The 18,015-nt window shown below is 36.3% G+C and carries 21 protein-coding genes; all 21 read left to right on the forward strand.

Going from position 1 to position 18,015, the window contains the following annotated elements; all coding sequences use genetic code 11:
- Window positions 1-18 precede the first annotated feature (18 nt).
- Window positions 19-381 (forward strand): chemotaxis protein CheY, encoded by a 363-nt coding sequence (cheY, locus tag KHA93_RS04770; protein ID WP_213109682.1) that lies wholly within the window; start codon window positions 19-21, stop codon window positions 379-381.
- A 9-nt stretch (window positions 382-390) separates the two neighbouring features.
- Entirely contained in the window at window positions 391-1,074 is a 684-nt protein-coding gene (locus KHA93_RS04775; protein WP_213109683.1) for a flagellar biosynthetic protein FliO, read from the forward strand.
- Complete coding sequence (fliP, locus tag KHA93_RS04780) at window positions 1,067-1,735, forward strand: flagellar type III secretion system pore protein FliP (protein WP_213109684.1); 669 nt, start codon at window positions 1,067-1,069, stop codon at window positions 1,733-1,735. The genes KHA93_RS04775 and fliP overlap by 8 nt, the downstream gene beginning before the upstream one ends.
- A gap of 145 nt (window positions 1,736-1,880) precedes the next feature.
- On the forward strand, window positions 1,881-2,150 hold the full coding sequence (gene fliQ / locus KHA93_RS04785) for a flagellar biosynthesis protein FliQ (RefSeq protein ID WP_213109685.1): 270 nt from the start codon (window positions 1,881-1,883) through the stop codon (window positions 2,148-2,150).
- Window positions 2,151-2,154: 4 nt separating this feature from the next.
- A complete protein-coding gene (gene fliR / locus KHA93_RS04790) occupies window positions 2,155-2,934 on the forward strand; it encodes a flagellar biosynthetic protein FliR (protein WP_213109686.1) in 780 nt (259 codons plus the stop codon).
- On the forward strand, window positions 2,931-4,013 hold the full coding sequence (gene flhB / locus KHA93_RS04795; protein ID WP_213109687.1) for a flagellar biosynthesis protein FlhB: 1,083 nt from the start codon (window positions 2,931-2,933) through the stop codon (window positions 4,011-4,013). Before fliR ends, flhB begins: the two co-directional genes overlap by 4 nt.
- Window positions 4,014-4,244: 231 nt before the next feature.
- The gene (gene flhA / locus KHA93_RS04800; RefSeq protein ID WP_213109688.1) at window positions 4,245-6,278 is read left to right on the forward strand and encodes a flagellar biosynthesis protein FlhA; all 2,034 of its coding nucleotides are present in this window, start codon (window positions 4,245-4,247) and stop codon (window positions 6,276-6,278) included.
- Entirely contained in the window at window positions 6,275-7,429 is a 1,155-nt protein-coding gene (flhF, locus tag KHA93_RS04805) for a flagellar biosynthesis GTPase FlhF (protein ID WP_213109689.1), read from the forward strand. The genes flhA and flhF overlap by 4 nt, the downstream gene beginning before the upstream one ends.
- Entirely contained in the window at window positions 7,426-8,283 is an 858-nt protein-coding gene (locus KHA93_RS04810; protein WP_213109690.1) for a MinD/ParA family protein, read from the forward strand. Before flhF ends, KHA93_RS04810 begins: the two co-directional genes overlap by 4 nt.
- A gap of 40 nt (window positions 8,284-8,323) precedes the next feature.
- Entirely contained in the window at window positions 8,324-8,929 is a 606-nt protein-coding gene (locus KHA93_RS04815; protein ID WP_213109691.1) for a chemotaxis protein CheB, read from the forward strand.
- Between the two features lie 4 nt (window positions 8,930-8,933).
- Entirely contained in the window at window positions 8,934-10,976 is a 2,043-nt protein-coding gene (locus KHA93_RS04820) for a chemotaxis protein CheA (protein WP_213109692.1), read from the forward strand.
- 19 nt (window positions 10,977-10,995) lie between these two features.
- Complete coding sequence (locus tag KHA93_RS04825) at window positions 10,996-11,463, forward strand: chemotaxis protein CheW (RefSeq protein ID WP_213109693.1); 468 nt, start codon at window positions 10,996-10,998, stop codon at window positions 11,461-11,463.
- Window positions 11,453-12,091 (forward strand): chemotaxis protein CheC, encoded by a 639-nt coding sequence (locus KHA93_RS04830; protein ID WP_432806303.1) that lies wholly within the window; start codon window positions 11,453-11,455, stop codon window positions 12,089-12,091. The genes KHA93_RS04825 and KHA93_RS04830 overlap by 11 nt, the downstream gene beginning before the upstream one ends.
- On the forward strand, window positions 12,084-12,578 hold the full coding sequence (locus KHA93_RS04835) for a chemotaxis protein CheD (RefSeq protein WP_213109694.1): 495 nt from the start codon (window positions 12,084-12,086) through the stop codon (window positions 12,576-12,578). The genes KHA93_RS04830 and KHA93_RS04835 overlap by 8 nt, the downstream gene beginning before the upstream one ends.
- Window positions 12,579-12,620: 42 nt before the next feature.
- On the forward strand, window positions 12,621-13,376 hold the full coding sequence (locus tag KHA93_RS04840; protein WP_267916983.1) for a FliA/WhiG family RNA polymerase sigma factor: 756 nt from the start codon (window positions 12,621-12,623) through the stop codon (window positions 13,374-13,376).
- A gap of 15 nt (window positions 13,377-13,391) precedes the next feature.
- Window positions 13,392-13,703: a hypothetical protein gene (locus KHA93_RS04845; RefSeq protein WP_213109695.1), complete on the forward strand. Its 312-nt coding sequence runs from the start codon at window positions 13,392-13,394 to the stop codon at window positions 13,701-13,703.
- Between the two features lie 38 nt (window positions 13,704-13,741).
- On the forward strand, window positions 13,742-14,221 hold the full coding sequence (locus KHA93_RS04850) for a hypothetical protein (RefSeq protein ID WP_213109696.1): 480 nt from the start codon (window positions 13,742-13,744) through the stop codon (window positions 14,219-14,221).
- Between the two features lie 148 nt (window positions 14,222-14,369).
- Window positions 14,370-15,089: a 30S ribosomal protein S2 gene (gene rpsB, locus KHA93_RS04855; RefSeq protein ID WP_213109697.1), complete on the forward strand. Its 720-nt coding sequence runs from the start codon at window positions 14,370-14,372 to the stop codon at window positions 15,087-15,089.
- Window positions 15,090-15,207: 118 nt separating this feature from the next.
- Window positions 15,208-16,089 (forward strand): translation elongation factor Ts, encoded by an 882-nt coding sequence (gene tsf / locus KHA93_RS04860; protein ID WP_213109698.1) that lies wholly within the window; start codon window positions 15,208-15,210, stop codon window positions 16,087-16,089.
- Window positions 16,090-16,296: 207 nt separating this feature from the next.
- The gene (gene pyrH, locus KHA93_RS04865; protein ID WP_213109699.1) at window positions 16,297-17,022 is read left to right on the forward strand and encodes a UMP kinase; all 726 of its coding nucleotides are present in this window, start codon (window positions 16,297-16,299) and stop codon (window positions 17,020-17,022) included.
- The gene (gene frr / locus KHA93_RS04870; protein WP_213109700.1) at window positions 17,022-17,579 is read left to right on the forward strand and encodes a ribosome recycling factor; all 558 of its coding nucleotides are present in this window, start codon (window positions 17,022-17,024) and stop codon (window positions 17,577-17,579) included. The genes pyrH and frr overlap by 1 nt, the downstream gene beginning before the upstream one ends.
- Window positions 17,580-18,015: the final 436 nt, after the last annotated feature.

The following is an 18,015-nucleotide window of genomic DNA, read 5'->3' on the forward strand; positions in this document are numbered from 1 at the left end:
CATTGAGGAGGAAATACAGTGGCTAATAGAATTTTAATTGTGGATGACGCCGCATTTATGAGAATGATGATTAAGGATATTTTAGTGAAAAATGGTTTTGAAGTTGTCGGAGAAGCAGTTGACGGCGCTCAAGCTGTTGAAAAATACAATGAGCTAAAACCAGATTTAGTTACTATGGATATTACAATGCCAGAAATGGATGGAATTACGGCTTTAAAAGAAATAAAAGCTACCGATCCTTCTGCAAAAATCATAATGTGTTCTGCGATGGGGCAACAAGCAATGGTAATAGATGCAATTCAAGCAGGTGCGAAGGATTTTATCGTTAAGCCGTTCCAAGCGGATAGAGTAATAGAAGCTATCCAAAAAACACTAGGATAATTCATGAAAATGTCTTCCTTCATTAAACAAGTGTTAATTGGTTTTTCCATCATGTTTTTACTTCTTAGCCAAGCGGATCGAACAATTGTTTTTGCCGAAACCAATCCGCTTGGAGGAACTGTTGATAAGTGCTACCCATATAAATGTGATGAAAAAAAAGATAAAATCCAAGAAATAAATCAACCTGAAAAAACTGAAAATCAAAATTCATTTGGGGTAGGCATTACAGAATTCCTCAAGATGATTTTCGCACTTATTTTTGTTATAGCCATTTTGTATTTTTTATTAAAGTTTATTAATAAAAGAAGCCAGTCATATCAACAAAATCGACTTGTTCAAAACTTAGGCGGAACGCCATTAGGCGGCAATCGTTCGATACAAATTGTTAAAGTCGGTAATCGATTGTTAATTCTTGGAGTTGGAGAAGATGTACAGCTTTTAAAGGAAATAGCGGATGAAGAGGAATATGAGAACTATATAAGGCAATATGAGGAACAGTTAGATCAAAGCCTCCAGCCAGTAGATATCATAACAAAATGGATAAAACGAACAAATAAATCTACAAAAGAAACGAATGAAAATGTAAATCAGCCTTTTCATATCCATTTGAAAAGACAACTTGACGAAATTAAAAAGGAGCGTAAACAGACTATGAAGAAGCTTGATCATAAGGAGTCAAATATAGATGAATGAGTTTATGGAGTTTTTTAATAATAGCTCATCAGATACTGTGTCTACTTCAGTCAAGCTATTACTACTACTTACTGTTTTATCACTCGCTCCAAGTATATTAATTTTGATGACGTCATTTACAAGAATTATTATCGTTCTTTCTTTTGTTCGAACATCTCTTGCTACACAGCAAATGCCACCGAATCAAGTGTTGGTTGGACTAGCTTTATTTTTAACTTTTTTTATCATGTCTCCTACTTTTAGTCAGGTGAATGAACAAGCCCTAACCCCTCTTTTTAATAATGAAATTAATTTAGAAGAGGCATATGAAAAAGCAGCAATACCATTTAGAGAGTTTATGAGTAAGCATACACGGCAAAAGGATTTAGAATTATTTCTTTCATATACACATGCAGAAAGGCCTGCGACTATTCAAGATATACCATTAACTGTTCTTGTACCAGCGTATGCATTAAGCGAACTGAAAACTGCTTTTCAAATTGGATTTATGATTTTTATTCCTTTTTTAGTTATTGATATGGTCGTCGCTAGTATTTTAATGTCGATGGGAATGATGATGCTTCCGCCAGTCATGATCTCACTCCCGTTTAAAATATTGCTGTTTGTCCTAGTTGATGGATGGTATTTAGTCGTAAAATCGTTACTGCAAAGCTTTGGATAAAAACAAAAAAGCCTGTTTACCGACATACAAACTTCGGATCTTTGACTACTCGTAAGGAAAGGGATAAGAAGTTTGCTAGTCGAAGGTGCTAATGCTGAGAATAGATACTATTATCAGTAAAGTTGTAGATTAATGGAGTGATCATATGAGTGCTGAGGCTGTCATCTCACTCGCGGAAAAAGGGGTTTATACGATCCTCATTGTAGCAGGTCCAATACTCGTTGTCGCTTTGGCTGTGGGACTAGCAGTTAGTATTTTTCAGGCGACAACTCAAATTCAAGAACAAACATTGGCTTTCATACCGAAAATTGTAGCTGTTTTATTAGGTATTGTCGTATTAGGACCGTGGATGTTAAGTAGGCTCCTATCATATGCCACAGAAATTTTTCAAAATTTAACTCGGTTTGTAGGTTGATTGAATGGAAGCCTTGCTGCCAAATTTTTCAGTGTTTTTGCTTGTTTTTACGAGAGTTGCGACTTTTTTTGTTACGATGCCACTGTTTTCATATAGAACCTTACCTGCTGCATATAGAATCGGCTTTGCCTTTTTTTTATCTTTGTTGATGTATTACACGCTAGATATACAGTCAATCGACATTACAGGGGAATACTTCCTGTTAATTATAAAAGAAGCAGGGATTGGGCTTTTTATCGGTTTTACAGCGTATATGATTCTTTCAGCAATACAAATTGCCGGTGGATTCATTGATTTCCAAATGGGCTTTGCCATAGCTAATGTCATTGATCCGCAAACAGGAACGCAAAGTCCGCTTATTGGACAATATTTATATATGTTTTCATTGCTATTTTTACTTTCTATAAATGGGCACCATCTTATCTTAGATGGAATTTTCTACAGTTATCAATTTATACCTATTGATCAGGTTTTTATCCCATTTGGAGATAGTTCACTTGCTGAATATATCATTAAATCATTTAGCATGATGTTTACAATTGCATTTCAAATGGCCATCCCAGTTGTCGCTTCTCTTTTTCTTGTCGACGTTGCATTGGGAATTGTAGCAAGAACTGTTCCGCAACTGAATATTTTTGTTGTTGGTTTTCCAATCAAAATTGCCGTTAGTTTTATTATATTATTTGTTGTTTTAGGCGTTATGTTTGGAGTTATTCAAAATTTATTTGAAACGATTGCTTTTGTAATGAGAAATGTAATGAGGCTTATTGGAGGAGCACAATGAAACAATTAAATCTGGATCTCCAATTTTTTGCAGGAGAAAAAACAGAAAAAGCTACTCCTAAAAAGAGACTGGATTCTCGAAGAAAAGGACAAACAGCAAAAAGTCAGGATGTTAATACTGCTATTGGATTATTAGCTGTTTTTTTATTCCTCCTATTCTTTTCATCTAATATGGGAAAAATCGCAGTCAATACATTTCGCCATTCCTTTACCGAGTTTTTATTAATGGAAGTTACTGAGGACAATATCCAACTAATTTTATTGGATCTGTTGAAAGAAATAGTGTTTTTAATTGGTCCAGTAATGTTGATTGCTCTTGTTGCAGGTATTGCCTCCAACTTAATGCAGGTCGGATTTATGGTGACTGGTGAGCCATTACAGCCTAAATTAGAAAAACTCGATCCGATTAAAGGGATGAAGCGAATCTTCTCGATTAGGGCAATCGTTGAATTATTAAAATCAATTTTAAAAATTGGCTTTGTAGGGGCAATTACCTTTTTTGTCTTATGGAGTCGGATAGATGAAGTTCTCATTCTTTCACATAAATCTATTGCTTCTGCCTTAAAAACAGTGGGCAGTCTTACGATACAAATGGGAATTGCTGCATCTATTGCACTTTTATTTTTGTCTTTATTTGATTATTTGTACCAGAAGTATGATTTTGAAAAAAATATTCGAATGTCTAAGCAAGACATAAAAGATGAATTTAAAAATACTGAAGGGGATCCATTAATAAAGTCAAAGGTAAAACAAAAGCAGCGTGAAATGGCAATGTCGCGCATGATGCAGGAAGTTCCGAAGGCGGATGTCATTATTACTAACCCGACACATTATGCCATCGCTTTACAATACGATGATGAAAAAGATGATGCTCCTGTCGTTATTGCAAAAGGAATTGACTTCATGGCACAAAAAATTAAGCAAATTGCTGGTGAACATAATATTATTATGGTTGAAAATCGACCATTGGCCCGCGCCTTGTATGATCAAATGGATATTGGGCAAAAAGTTCCTGAAGAGTTCTTCAAAGCAGTTGCAGAAATACTTGCCTATGTATATAGAATTAATAATAAAATTTAGACTTTTTTACTGTAGGTTTTGTTAACCTTGGATGTTGATTATAGCCGAATGCGTAAGACTCTTGCGGGAAAAACGGTTAATGAGAGACTCCACAGGCACAACAAGCCTCGAGGACGCTCCCGAGCCGCCCGCGGAAAGAGAGCGTATGGTGCGGAAATCAATACGGTGTTATTACAACATTGGCACTGGGATTTCTGCTATATTATTTAGGTTTTACTAGGAGAGATTGTTGTGAAAGTGAAAGATCTTGCAGTTCTATCAAGTGTAATATTGATTGTCGCCATGTTGGTAATTCCTTTTCCCCCATGGTTATTAAGCTTGTTAATCATAATAAATATTTCACTTGCGCTTCTTGTATTATTAACGTCCATGAATATGCAAGAGCCTCTTCAATTTTCAATATTCCCTTCATTACTGTTATTATTGACACTTTTTAGATTGGGCCTGAATGTTTCAACGACAAGATCGATCCTTTCGAAAGGTGATGCTGGCGGTGTTGTTGAAACGTTCGGGACTTTTGTTGTCGGTGGGAATGTGTTAGTCGGTTTAGTCGTGTTCTTCATACTGGTCATTATCCAATTTGTCGTTATTACTAAGGGGGCCGAACGTGTATCAGAAGTTGCTGCCCGTTTCACCTTAGATGCGATGCCTGGGAAGCAGATGAGTATCGATGCAGATTTAAATGCAGGAATCATTTCGGAACATGAAGCGCGATCACGTAGAGAAAAGGTTTCACGAGAGTCAGATTTTTATGGAGCGATGGATGGAGCAAGTAAATTCGTAAAAGGGGATGCAATTGCGGGGATTATCATCGTCATTATCAACCTTTTATTTGGAATCATTATTGGGATGCTCCAGCAAGGTCTTCCGATTGGAGAAGCGGCAATTAAATATTCAATGCTTACGGTCGGGGATGGAATAGTAAGTCAAATTCCAGCGCTTCTCATTTCAACGGCCACCGGGATCGTAGTTACTCGGGCAGCTTCTGAAGGAAACCTTGGATCTGATATTGTTGGACAGCTATTTGCTTTTCCTAAAATGCTCTATGTTGCGGCAGGTACTATTTTTCTTTTAGGATTAGCGACACCAATTAATGATATTTTAACAATACCTATTGCAGCATCGCTCGCTATTGGTGGTTTAGTTCTTTCTAGAGTCCCTAATAAGCAAGAAGCTGAATTGTTAGATCAGCTTGAAGATACCGAAACGGATGAATTAAAAAGTCCTGAAAGTGTGATCAATCTACTAAATGTAGATGCAATCGAATTCGAATTTGGATATGGGCTAATTCCACTTGCAGATGTAAATCAAGGTGGAGATTTACTTGATCGGATCGTTATGATAAGAAGACAGTTGGCACTAGAGTTAGGTATTGTTATCCCTGTTGTAAGGATTAGGGATAACATACAGCTTGAACCAAATGCGTATCGGTTGAAAATTAAAGGAAGTGAAATGGCTAGAGGTGAGCTGTTGTTGGATCATTACCTAGCCATGAGTCCAGGTGGAGAAGATACACTGGATGGCATTGATACGATTGAACCTTCATTCGGACTACCGGCAAAATGGATAACGGAGGAAGTGAAGGAGCAAGCAGAAATATTAGGATATACAGTTGTAGATCCTCCGTCGGTCGTTTCCACTCATATTACCGAAGTATTAAAAGCAAATGCACATGAACTTTTAGGAAGACAAGAAACGAAGCAACTTATTGATCATCTCAAGGAATCATTTCCAATTCTCATAGAAGAAGTTACGCCTAACCCGCTTACCATTGGGGAAGTTCAAAAGGTTTTGGCAAAACTTCTGAAGGAGAATGTATCGATACGAAATTTGCCAATCATTTTTGAAACATTGGCTGACTACGGGAAAATGAGCACAGATACAGATTTGCTTGCTGAATACGTAAGACAAGGCTTAGCTAGGCAAATTACGAATCAATATGCAGATGAGAATTCAACGTTAAAAGTAATTACCGTTTCAGGTAAAGTGGAAAAGTTAATTGCAGACAGTGTACAGCAAACTGAGCATGGGAATTATTTATCAATGGATCCGGACGATTCCCAATCAATTCTTGAAGCAACAGCCGGACAAATTGAACAACAGTCATTAATGCATCAATCACCTATTTTGCTTTGTTCACCTGCTGTTCGTATGTATGTAAGACAATTAACAGAAAGATATTTTCCACATGTTCCTGTTCTTTCATATAACGAACTTGAAGCTAATGTCGAGGTTCAAAGCACTGGGATGGTGAGTGTTGAATGAATATAAAGAAAATAATAGCTCCGACTATGACGGAAGCAATGAAAAAAGTTAAAGCTGAGTTAGGCGAAAATGCTGTCATATTGAATTCAAAGGTCATCTTTCGCGGTGGTTTCCTTGGTTTATTTCGTAAGAAAAGTATTGAGGTTATTGCGGCATTGGACGAACAGCCAATCCACCATCCACATACGAGAAAAAACAATAACCGAAAAAAACCTAACAATGGTACAACTGAAGTTCAAACACATTCTTCTACTCAAAAGTTGAAGCATAATGAAACGGATATATTATCGAAAATTGCTGAGTTAAAGTCAGAGCTGAAAGCGATGAAGAATAGCAATCAAGTAAGCTACAATCAATATCCGGAAATCATCCAAAAATATTTGTTCAAACTTCAAGAACAAGATGTTAATGAAACATACGTATTAAAAATCGGAGATGCTTTACTTGAGAAATGGAGAAATTCTGAAAAGGAACCAAGTGATTCAGAACTTTTTCAGTGGTGTGAAACATTGCTTATTGATCATTTGGGCCATGTTAACTTTAATGGAATTTCGTATGAATCGAAATTTATTAATTTTGTTGGACCTACCGGTGTAGGGAAAACAACAACCATTGCTAAATTAGCAGCAGAAGCCGTCCTTGAACATAAGAAAAAGGTTGCTCTCATTACTACAGACACTTATAGAATTGCGGCTATAGACCAATTAAAAACGTATGCCCAATTACTAAATATCCCTGTAGAAATTGTTTATGAAGGACAAGACTTCCGTTCAGCTGTTAACAAATACAATGATTACGATGTCGTACTTATTGACACAGCTGGACGCAATTATCAAGAAAAACAGTATATACATGACTTGCAAGCGTTGTTTGGTGATGAAACAAATATTGCGACGTACTTAGTCTTGTCTGTTTCAATGAAAGAAAAAGATATAGAAAAAGTGGTAGTAAACTTTTTAGATATGAATTTCAATCAATTTATTTTTACTAAAGCTGACGAGACGAGAACTTTTGGAGTCATGTATAACTTAATTTGCAAATATAAAATTGGGGCAGCGTATATTACTACTGGTCAAGATGTACCAGATGATATTATTTCAGCATCTCCAAATGTTATTACCGAATATCTTCTCAGGGATGAGTTATCATGAAAGATCAAGCTGAAAAGTTACGACTGAAAATGACAAACCTTTCAAAAAGCCATGCTAAAACGATTGCGGTCGTTAGCGGTAAAGGGGGCGTCGGAAAATCAAATATTTCCATTAATATTGCAATGTTATTAAATAAAAAAGGTAATAGAGTTTTATTATTTGATTTCGATATAGGTATGGGAAATGTAAATATACTTCTGGGTAAACCTTCACGATTAACACTTTCAGAATTTTTACTTGAAGAAGTGACATTAAAGGATACTGTAAACGATACATTCGAAGGGGTTTCATATATAGCTGCTGGCAATGGCTTAAATGAAACTATTCAAATAAATGAAAGAATGTTGTCTAGACTTTTAGAAGGCTTAAGAGAGCTACAGCAACAATATGACTATATCATTTTTGATATGGGGGCTGGCGCAACTTCAGCTTCGTTAAAAGTATTACTAGCAGCAGATGATATTATCGTCATAACGACACCAGAGCCTACAGCGATTACCGATGCGTATTCGATGATGAAATTTATTTGTTTTGAAGGTGCAACAGGAAATTTTTTCTTAATTTGTAATCGAGCCGATAGTGAAAAACAAGGAAGAGAAACGTTAGAGCGATTGAAACAAACAGCTCTAAAGTTTTTGCATAAAGAGGTTGAACCACTAGGAGTTTTGCCTGAAGATAGCCACGTGAGGAAAGCTGTGATTAATCAAACGGCGTTTTCTATTTCATATCCTAGATCTGCCATTTCGGTAAAATTAGAAAACCTTGTTCATTCTTATTTAGAAGGAAATAACACTGATAGTAGCAACAAAGCAGTTGATTCATTTATCCATAGACTGCGACGGTTTTTCATTTAATTAGTTTTTAATATTTCTCACTTCTATAAGGAGTATTAATATGACATCACGCAAAGAGCTGCACAGAAAAAATATAATATGTATCGGAACATCAACAGGTGGTCCTCGCGCATTGCAAGCTGTTTTAACACAATTACCTAAAGACTTAGATGCATCGATTGTAATTGTTCAACATATGCCCCCGAAATTTACAAAATCTTTAGCGGATAGATTAAACACTATATGTGAAATTGATGTAAAAGAAGCTGAAGATGGCGAAGTGTTAAAAGAAGGAACAGCTTACATAGCTCCAGGTGGAAGGCATATGACGATAGCGCAAATTGCTGGAAAGGCAATAGTAAAAATTTTGGATAGTCCTACTGTGAATGGACATCGCCCTTCTGTTGATGTCTTGTTCAATTCTATTCATCAACTTACAAATTTTGATAAAATTGGCGTAATTATGACAGGAATGGGTGCTGATGGTGCAGCTGGTTTGATAGAATTAAAGAAAGATAGTAATGTTTACGCAATTGCTGAATCTGAGGAAACTTGTATTGTTTATGGGATGCCTGGTGCTGCTGTTGCGACTAAGAAAGTCGATGCTATTGTAAAGCTTGATGAGATAGCAGAAACGATCTTGACATATATGGAAAAGGGGACGTGAGTTTATGGATATGAATCAATATTTAGAAGTGTTTATTGATGAAAGTAAAGAGCATTTATTAACATTAAATCAAAACCTCCTTGAATTAGAAAAAGACCCACATAATCTTGAGATCGTAAATAATATTTTTAGAGCTGCCCATACGTTGAAAGGTATGTCAGCTACAATGGGTTATACTGATTTGGCTAATCTAACCCATATAATGGAAAATGTGCTAGATGGAATTAGAAATGAGAAAATAAATGTGACATCCCAATTATTAGATATCGTCTTTCTTGCGGTGGACGATTTGGAAGCAATGGTTGAATCCATTGCCTCTGGTGGGGATGGAACTCGCGATGTGAGTGTTGCCATTTCCAAGCTGGAACAAATTGAGAAAGGTAACGAAATAAATACAAAAGATAATGCCAAAGCGGAAATAGCAGCAGCCCTAGAATCTATTACATACCCAAAAATTAATTATGACCAATATGAAAAAACAGTAATCGAGCAATCAAAGGAACAAGGCTACGATTGCTATGAATTAACTATTTCTTTACGTCCTGATTGCTTATTAAAAACAGCTCGTGTGTTTATGGTATTTGAAGTATTGGAGAAATGCGGAGATGTTATAAAAACTTCCCCTTCCGTTGAGCAATTGGAGGAAGAACAATTTGATTCTGAATTTATTGTGACAATAATTACGAAAGAATCTGGGGAAGATCTTAAGAAGAAAATCATGAAAATTTCGGAAATTGATTCTATAGAGTCGAATTTAATCGATCCTGTTTCAATTAATGAGAATAACGAACAACATGTGGAAGCAAAGTCAGAAGAGAACATTAAGGAAAAAGAACAAACTTCCACAACTCCAACTTCTAAAAAGCAGGAAAAAGTAGAGAAGCAAACAAATAAAGCTGCCAATAAAACGATAAGAGTTAATATTGAACGTCTTGACATGTTAATGAACCTTTTTGAAGAGCTTGTCATCGATAGAGGTCGTTTAGAGCAAATTTCCCAGGATATTGAGAATGCAGATTTAGCTGAAACAGTGGAAAGAATGACCCGCATTTCAGGTGATTTACAAAGTATTATTTTAAATATGAGAATGGTTCCTGTTGACAATGTATTTAATCGATTTCCAAGAATGGTTAGACAGCTGGCTAAAGATTTGGACAAGTTGCTTGAATTGGAAATTATCGGTGCGGAAACAGAATTGGATCGTACGGTTATCGATGAAATAGGTGATCCTATAGTCCATTTATTGCGGAATGCTATTGATCATGGAATCGAAGGTCCTGACGTACGACGTGCAAATGGAAAACCTGAAACAGGGAAAATCCAATTAAAAGCTTATCATAGCGGAAATCATGTATTCATTGAGATTTTAGATGATGGTGCAGGTATTAATCGAAATAAAATTATTGAAAAAGCCATTTCAAAAGGAATTATCACGCAAGCAGAAGCTGTCGAATTAACAGATACTGAAGCATTTGAATTGATTATGGCACCTGGATTTTCAACAGCCGAAACGATATCAGATATTTCAGGACGTGGAGTCGGTTTAGATGTCGTAAAATCCAAAATTCAATCATTGGGTGGAATTGTATCAATTGATTCAATTGAAGGTAAGGGTTCAACTTTTTCCATCCAATTACCATTAACTTTATCAATTATTTCCGCGATGTTAATTGAAATCGGTCCAGAAAAATATGCAATACCTCTCTCATCTATCATTGAAACTGCGATTATTAAAAAATCAGATATTATGATTGCCCACAATCAACATGTGATTGATTTTAGAGGTAAAGTCGTTCCGTTAATATCGTTGAAGGATATTTTTGGACTTCAACAAGATAATGAACTAGAAGAGTTTATTTCTATTGTTATCGTACGAAAAGGCGAAAAAATGGCAGCCCTTATTGTGGACTCTTTCATAGGGCAACAAGAGATAGTACTTAAATCACTTGGTCACTATTTAACAGAAGTATTTGCCATATCAGGTGCTACTATTTTAGGTGATGGACAAGTAGCTCTTATTATAGACTGTAATGCTTTAATTAAATAATTGTAAGGAGTTGATAACAATGAATAATCCAACTGCAACCGATCGTAAGGTAATCGTTTTATTACTAAATGATAAAGAATATTCCATATCAGTTGAACATGTTACGGCAATAGAAAAAATGCTTCATATTACTAGGGTGCCAAACGTTCCTCCATTTATTAAAGGAGTGACTAATTTACGTGGTGTTATTATCCCGATCATTGATTTGAAAAGGCATTTTAATCTTGGAGATGCGGAATATACAGATCGTACAAGAATTATCATTGTTTCCTATAAGAATATGACTGTAGGAATGATTGTCGATGAAGCAAATGACGTTTTAGATATACCAGAGTCTGTCATTGAGCCATGCCCAGACGTAGCAGGTGCGGCGCCAGCTGAATTTATTAACGGAGTCGCAAACTTGGATAAGAGGCTGCTTTTATTATTAAATCTTGAAAATATCATCAATCCTCTATCATTTAGGGATGGACTTTATGGAGCTTAAAAAAATTATTACACCGTTTCATTTAGATGTTTTAAAGGAAATTGGGAATATTGGGGCTGGAAATGCAGCTACAGCCCTTTCCGTTTTAGTAGGGAAAAATATTGATATGAAAGTTCCATCAGTAAGGATTGTAACGTTCGATGAAATGCTGGAAATGGCTGGTGGACATGATAAAATTGTTACCGCAGTTTTTTTGAGGGTAGAAGGCGATGCATCAGGAAGTATGTTTTTTATTCTTCCTATAGAGCAAGCGACTAAATATGTTCAAATCTTAACAGGTGACCTGTCATTTTCCTTTAAAAAACCGCCTTATTCAGAGATTGGCCTGTCCGCAATGCAGGAAATGGGAAATATTTTGTCAGGCTCTTATTTATCATCATTATCCGATTTCACTGGATTGGACCTTTACCCGTCTGTTCCGTCTATTAGTATTGATATGGCTGACGCTATAATTAGTTATGGATTGCTTGAACTATCCCAAAGCCAAGATTATGCAATCGTGATCGATACTGCATTAGATGATGAAAATAAAAATACCGATGGTGTAAACGGTCATTTTTTCCTACTACCAGATCCAAACTCGTTTTCCGTCTTATTTAATACACTGGGAGTAGAATTGAATGATTGATACGGTTGTAAGAGTTGGAATTGCGGATATGAAGATAGTAAAGTCACCTGACAAAATTAGAACCTCAGGACTTGGATCATGTGTTGGGGTAGTAGTTTATGATAAACAGACCAATTTAGCTGGACTCGCACACATTATGTTGCCAGACTCTTCGCTTTCACGAGGGGAAAAAGCGATAAATAAGGCCAAATTTGCTGATACTGCTATAAAAGAATTAAAGCGTGAACTCATTTCTCAAGGTGCTAGTAATCTAAGACTTAAGGCAAAGATTGCTGGAGGAGCACAGATGTTTCATTTTTCTTCACAAAATGATCAAATGAGAGTTGGTCCACGTAATATCGAAGCCGTAAAAAAAGAGTTAAAATCATTGAACATTCAGCTCGTTGCAGAAGATACCGGGGGCCATAGTGGCAGGACGATCGAATTCGATACAGAAACATGTATGCTGCAAATAAAGACAGTTTATCAAGATATCATTGAAATCTGATCAGCATACTACAATGGCTTGTAACTGTTTGGAGGAGAAATTATGTCAAACTCACCACAGATGGAAGAAAAGAAATTTTGGGAGCTTTGGACTCATTCCCGTGATGCTGATGCAGGAGATATGCTTGTAGAAAAATATATGCCTTTAGTTTCTTATCATGTGCAACGCATTTCAGTCGGATTGCCTAGAAATGTGAGTAGAGAGGAACTAAAAAGCTTAGGGCTAATGGGGCTACTGGATGCATTAAATAAATATGATATTTCGAGGGATTTAAAGTTCGATACATATGCTTCTTTTCGAATAAGAGGTGCAATCATAGATGGGTTAAGAAAAGAAGATTGGCTTCCAAGAAGCACTAGAGATAAAGTAAAAAGAATCGAAGCCGTTACAAATACGCTTGAACAAACATTAATGCGCCACGTATCAATCGAAGAAATAGCATCTGAAAGTGGATTTTCTGTAGAAGAAGTTTATAGAACGTTAAATGAACATTTCTATGCAAGTGTCTTATCAATGGACGAGCAAATATATGATCAAGACGACGAAAGTCACAGCCATAATATTCAAGATGAGGAAACACTAACACCAGAAGAACAGCTCGTAAAAAACGAATGGCTTCATGATCTTGAAATGGCTCTTTCTGAGCTCAATGAAAAAGAGCAGCTTGTATTAAGTTTATTTTATAAGGAAGAATTGACATTTACAGAGATTGGAGAAATATTACAACTATCTACTTCAAGAATTTCCCAAATTCATTCTAAGGCAATTGTAAAATTAAAAAGTGTACTTCTAAAATAACGGAGGTATAAAAGAGTGAGCCTTAAATCGATTGAAATGCAAGTTGCCATCCCTAGAACTATTGAAGCGGGGAAAATCTCCGAACAGCTTCAACAGAGAGGGCAAACCATCTTAGATCAGGCAACGGAGGAAATGAAAGAAAAAGTAGAACGTGAAAGAAACGGAATAATTGAAGCGGAGCGAAAAGAGAAATTATTGTTAAAAGATCGTTCATCATCCGATCCAAAAGACGAAGGAAAGCAGCCTGGAAAAAATAAAGTAAAAAAACCTAAAAAAGCGGACTCTCCTCACCCTTATAAAGGTAAAACAATCGATTACAATGGGTAGTGATAACATTGACCGGTATACTAATCTTTATCTTATTTATGTTAAATATTTTTTTGATTTTGGCTGTCGTCATCTTATTTCAACGCCAAAATCGTTTTATAGAAATGGAACGGAATCAACGTAAAATTCAACAGGAATCGGAGGAAATGTTATCTGCTTTTCTATTGGAAATAAAAGAAGAAAATAAATCATTCATTTCTAAATTTTATCACACGAAGCAAGATGATAGATCCGATGAACAACCTATAGACATTGACATCCATAGATCAAAGGATGAACCAATAAGAACATTAACACAGGAAGAGCCTATTACCTCTGAGACATACTCCAGAATGCTAGCTTCCGAAGTATATCAGAAATCAAGTGACAATAAGAGAGATTCAGAGGAAAAAACATTCATAGAACAAGTTGATGCTCTATCACAGAAAGGTTTAACTAGCAGTGAAATAGCAAAACATTTAAAAAAAGGAAAGACTGAAGTAGAACTTTTACTGAAGTTTCATGAAAATCGTAAGTAATACTTGATAGCATATTTTTTTTATGCTATATTGATTGATGGTGTTAATACACACGTTCCGTGATTTTGTTGCATGGTGCTGTTTCAAAAACAGAATGTACAAAAAATGAGCGGAGCGGAGGAAAAAAAACCAAGGAGGAAATAACAATATGTCAGTAATTTCTATGAAGCAATTGCTTGAAGCTGGTGTACATTTTGGACACCAAACACGCCGTTGGAACCCAAAAATGAAAAAATACATTTTTACGGAGCGTAACGGTATTTATATTATCGACCTTCAAAAAACAGTTAAAAAGGTTGAAGAAGCATACAAATTTTTAAGAGAGCTTGCAGATAACAATGGAAAAGTTCTTTTCGTTGGAACAAAAAAACAAGCTCAAGAATCAGTTAAAGAAGAAGCAGAGCGCGCTGGACATTATTATGTTAACCATCGCTGGCTTGGCGGAACGCTAACTAACTTTGAAACTATCCAAAAAAGAATCGATCGTTTAAAAGCAATCGAGAAAATGGAAGAAGACGGAACTTTCGATGTGCTACCTAAAAAAGAAGTCGTTATGTTAAAGAAAGAATATGATCGACTTGTTAAATTTTTGGGCGGTATTAAAGATATGAAGACTCTTCCAGATGCAATGTTCATTATTGATCCTCGCAAAGAAAGAATTGCAGTTGCAGAGGCACGCAAATTGAATATTCCTATCGTCGGAATCGTTGATACAAACTGTGATCCGGATGAAATCGACTATGTAATCCCTGCTAACGATGATGCAATTCGTGCGGTAAAACTTTTGACTGCTAAAATGGCTGATGCATTAATGGAATCCAAGCAGGATGAAGAAGCAGAAGAAGCAGCTGAAACAGCAAACGTTTAACATATAAAAGAGCTGCAGCACTGGGATCTTACAGAGCTGTATCGTTACGATAAAAGGTGATAAGAGTGTTAGACACTTATCACCTTTTTTCAAACTATCATTTAGGAGGACAAGACAAATGGCAATTACTGCACAAATGGTAAAAGAATTGCGTGAAAAAACAGGCGCGGGTATGATGGATTGTAAAAAAGCGTTGACAGAAACAAATGGAAATATGGAAGAAGCGATCGATTTTTTACGTGAAAAAGGAATTGCTTCTGCAGCCAAAAAAGCTGATCGTATTGCTGCTGAAGGTACAACTTTTATTTTGAGCAAAGGTAATGACGCAGTTATCCTTGAAGTAAACGCTGAAACTGACTTCGTTGCAAAAAACGAAAATTTCCAAAACTTAGTAAATGAATTGGCTGAGCACTTGCTTGCTAATAAGCCTGCATCTGTAGAAGAAGCATTAGAACAAAAAATGGATAATGGGCAAACAGTCGGTGAATATGTGAACGCAGCGATTGCAAAAATTGGTGAAAAAATCACGTTACGCCGTTTTGAAGTAAGAACTAAGGCAGATAATGGCGCATTTGGTGAATACTTGCATATGGGTGGCCGCATCGCCGTACTCACTGTACTAGAAGGTACTACGGATGCAGCAGTTGCTAAAGATGTAGCGATGCACATTGCAGCTATTAATCCTAAATATATTTCTCGTGATCAAGTTTCTGAAGAAGAAACTGAGCGTGAGCGTCAAGTACTTATACAACAAGCATTGAATGAAGGAAAACCTGAAAACATTGTTGTAAAAATGGTTGAAGGTCGCCTACGTAAATTCTTCGAAGATATTTGCTTGCTTGACCAAACTTTCGTAAAAAATCCAGATCAAAAGGTTCGTCAATTTGTAGAATCAAACGGTGCGAAAGTTGTAGAATTTATCCGTTATGAAGTTGGGGAAGGCATCGAGAAGCGTCAAGAGAATTTTGCAGAAGAAGTTATGAGTCAAATTAAGAAGTAATATTGAAGGGAACATTCTGTGTTCCCTTTTTTCAAAGATATTTTATTCTCTTACAGTAGAGGAAGCTTCTTAAAAGTGGCTCCACTTAAGTAAAAGGCTTTGTTAAAGCTCAATGTTGATTTTTCTGTTTGTTGATTGGAGCGGAAATCAATATTCTTGCTTAACTAAGCCATGCAAAATAATACATAACTACATACGGAGGTTCTTATGGGCAACCCAAAATATAAACGAGTTGTACTTAAACTCAGTGGTGAAGCACTAGCTGGCAATGAAGGTTTCGGCATTAAACCTGCAGTCATTAAATCAATTGCTGAACAAGTTAAAGAAGTAGCTGAATTAGGCGTTGAAGTAGCTGTAGTAGTTGGCGGAGGAAACATTTGGCGTGGGAAAGTAGGCAGTGAAATGGGAATGGATAGGGCGACAGCGGATTATATGGGTATGCTTGCCACTGTCATGAATTCTCTAGCCTTACAAGATAGTTTGGAACAACTTGGTATTGAGACACGTGTTCAAACATCGATTGATATGAGGCAAGTTGCTGAGCCATACATTCGTAGAAGAGCGATACGTCACTTAGAAAAAAACCGCGTCGTTATTTTTGCTGCTGGAACTGGAAATCCGTATTTCTCTACAGATACAACAGCTGCATTAAGAGCTGCTGAAATCGAGGCAGAAGTCATACTAATGGCTAAAAACAATGTCGATGGTGTATATAGCGACGATCCTAAAATTAATAAAGATGCGGTAAAATACGACCAACTTTCTTACTTAGATGTTTTAAAGGAAGGTTTAGGGGTAATGGATTCTACTGCTTCTTCTTTATGTATGGATAATGATATACCATTGATTGTCTTTTCATTTACAGAAAAAGGCAACGTAAAGCGTGCTGTCATGGGTGAACAAATTGGAACATTAGTGAGGGGGAAGGAATAATGGCAAAGCAAGTACTTTCTGAAACGAAAAACAAAATGGAGAAAGCGATCCAAGCGTATTCTCGTGAGCTAGCTAGCATTCGTGCTGGTAGAGCTAGTGCATCATTGCTTGACAAGCTGACAATTGATTATTACGGTGCGCCGACACCAGTAAATCAAATGGCTTCCATTTCTGTACCAGAAGCTAGAATGCTTGTAATTCAACCTTATGATAAATCCATTCTCGGTGCTATCGAAAAAGCAATATTAAAATCTGATCTGGGTCTTACACCTTCAAATGATGGCTCATTAATTAGACTAATGATTCCTCAACTTACGGAAGAGCGTAGAAAAGAACTCGTTAAAGTTGTAAAAAAAGAAGGCGAAGATGCAAAAATTACGATTCGTAATATCCGTCGTGATGGCAATGAAGAATTAAAGAAGCTTGAAAAAAATGGAGAAATTACAGAAGATGATTTACGTGGTTATTCCGATGATATCCAAAAATTGACGGATAACCATATTAAAAAAATTGATGACCTTACAAAAGAAAAAGAACAAGAAATATTAGCAGTATAAAAGGATTCAATGAAACGATTATTCTCCCTTTATCATGAAGGGAGTTTTTTTCTTTTATTAAGATTCCGAACAAGGTCGGTTGATTTCCGCTACAGGCATTCGCTTCCGCGGGCGGTTCGTGAGCCTCCTCGGCGCTTGACGCGCCTGTGGGGTCTCACGTATACCGTTATTCCCGCAGGAGTCTCACGCCTTTCGCTCCAATCAACAGTGTGAAAATAAATAATAAGCTTGAACTTAGTTTTTATACAAATAAAAAAAGCATCTTAGTAATCTTTCTTATGATTTCTCGTTCTGTCGCCAATTTACGCACTTCAGGTTCTTTTTCTTAAAGTTAAGGTTCTGAAGTTGCACTTCTATTAACATAAGTCTTCGATCTTTTGTTGTAATAAAATGTATTATATTTATACTTTCTGTATCATTCTCTATCCAAACAGTA

The sequence above is a fragment of the Lederbergia citrisecunda genome, assembly GCF_018343695.1.
Taxonomy (GTDB): Bacteria; Bacillota; Bacilli; order Bacillales; family Bacillaceae_C; genus Lederbergia; species Lederbergia citrisecunda.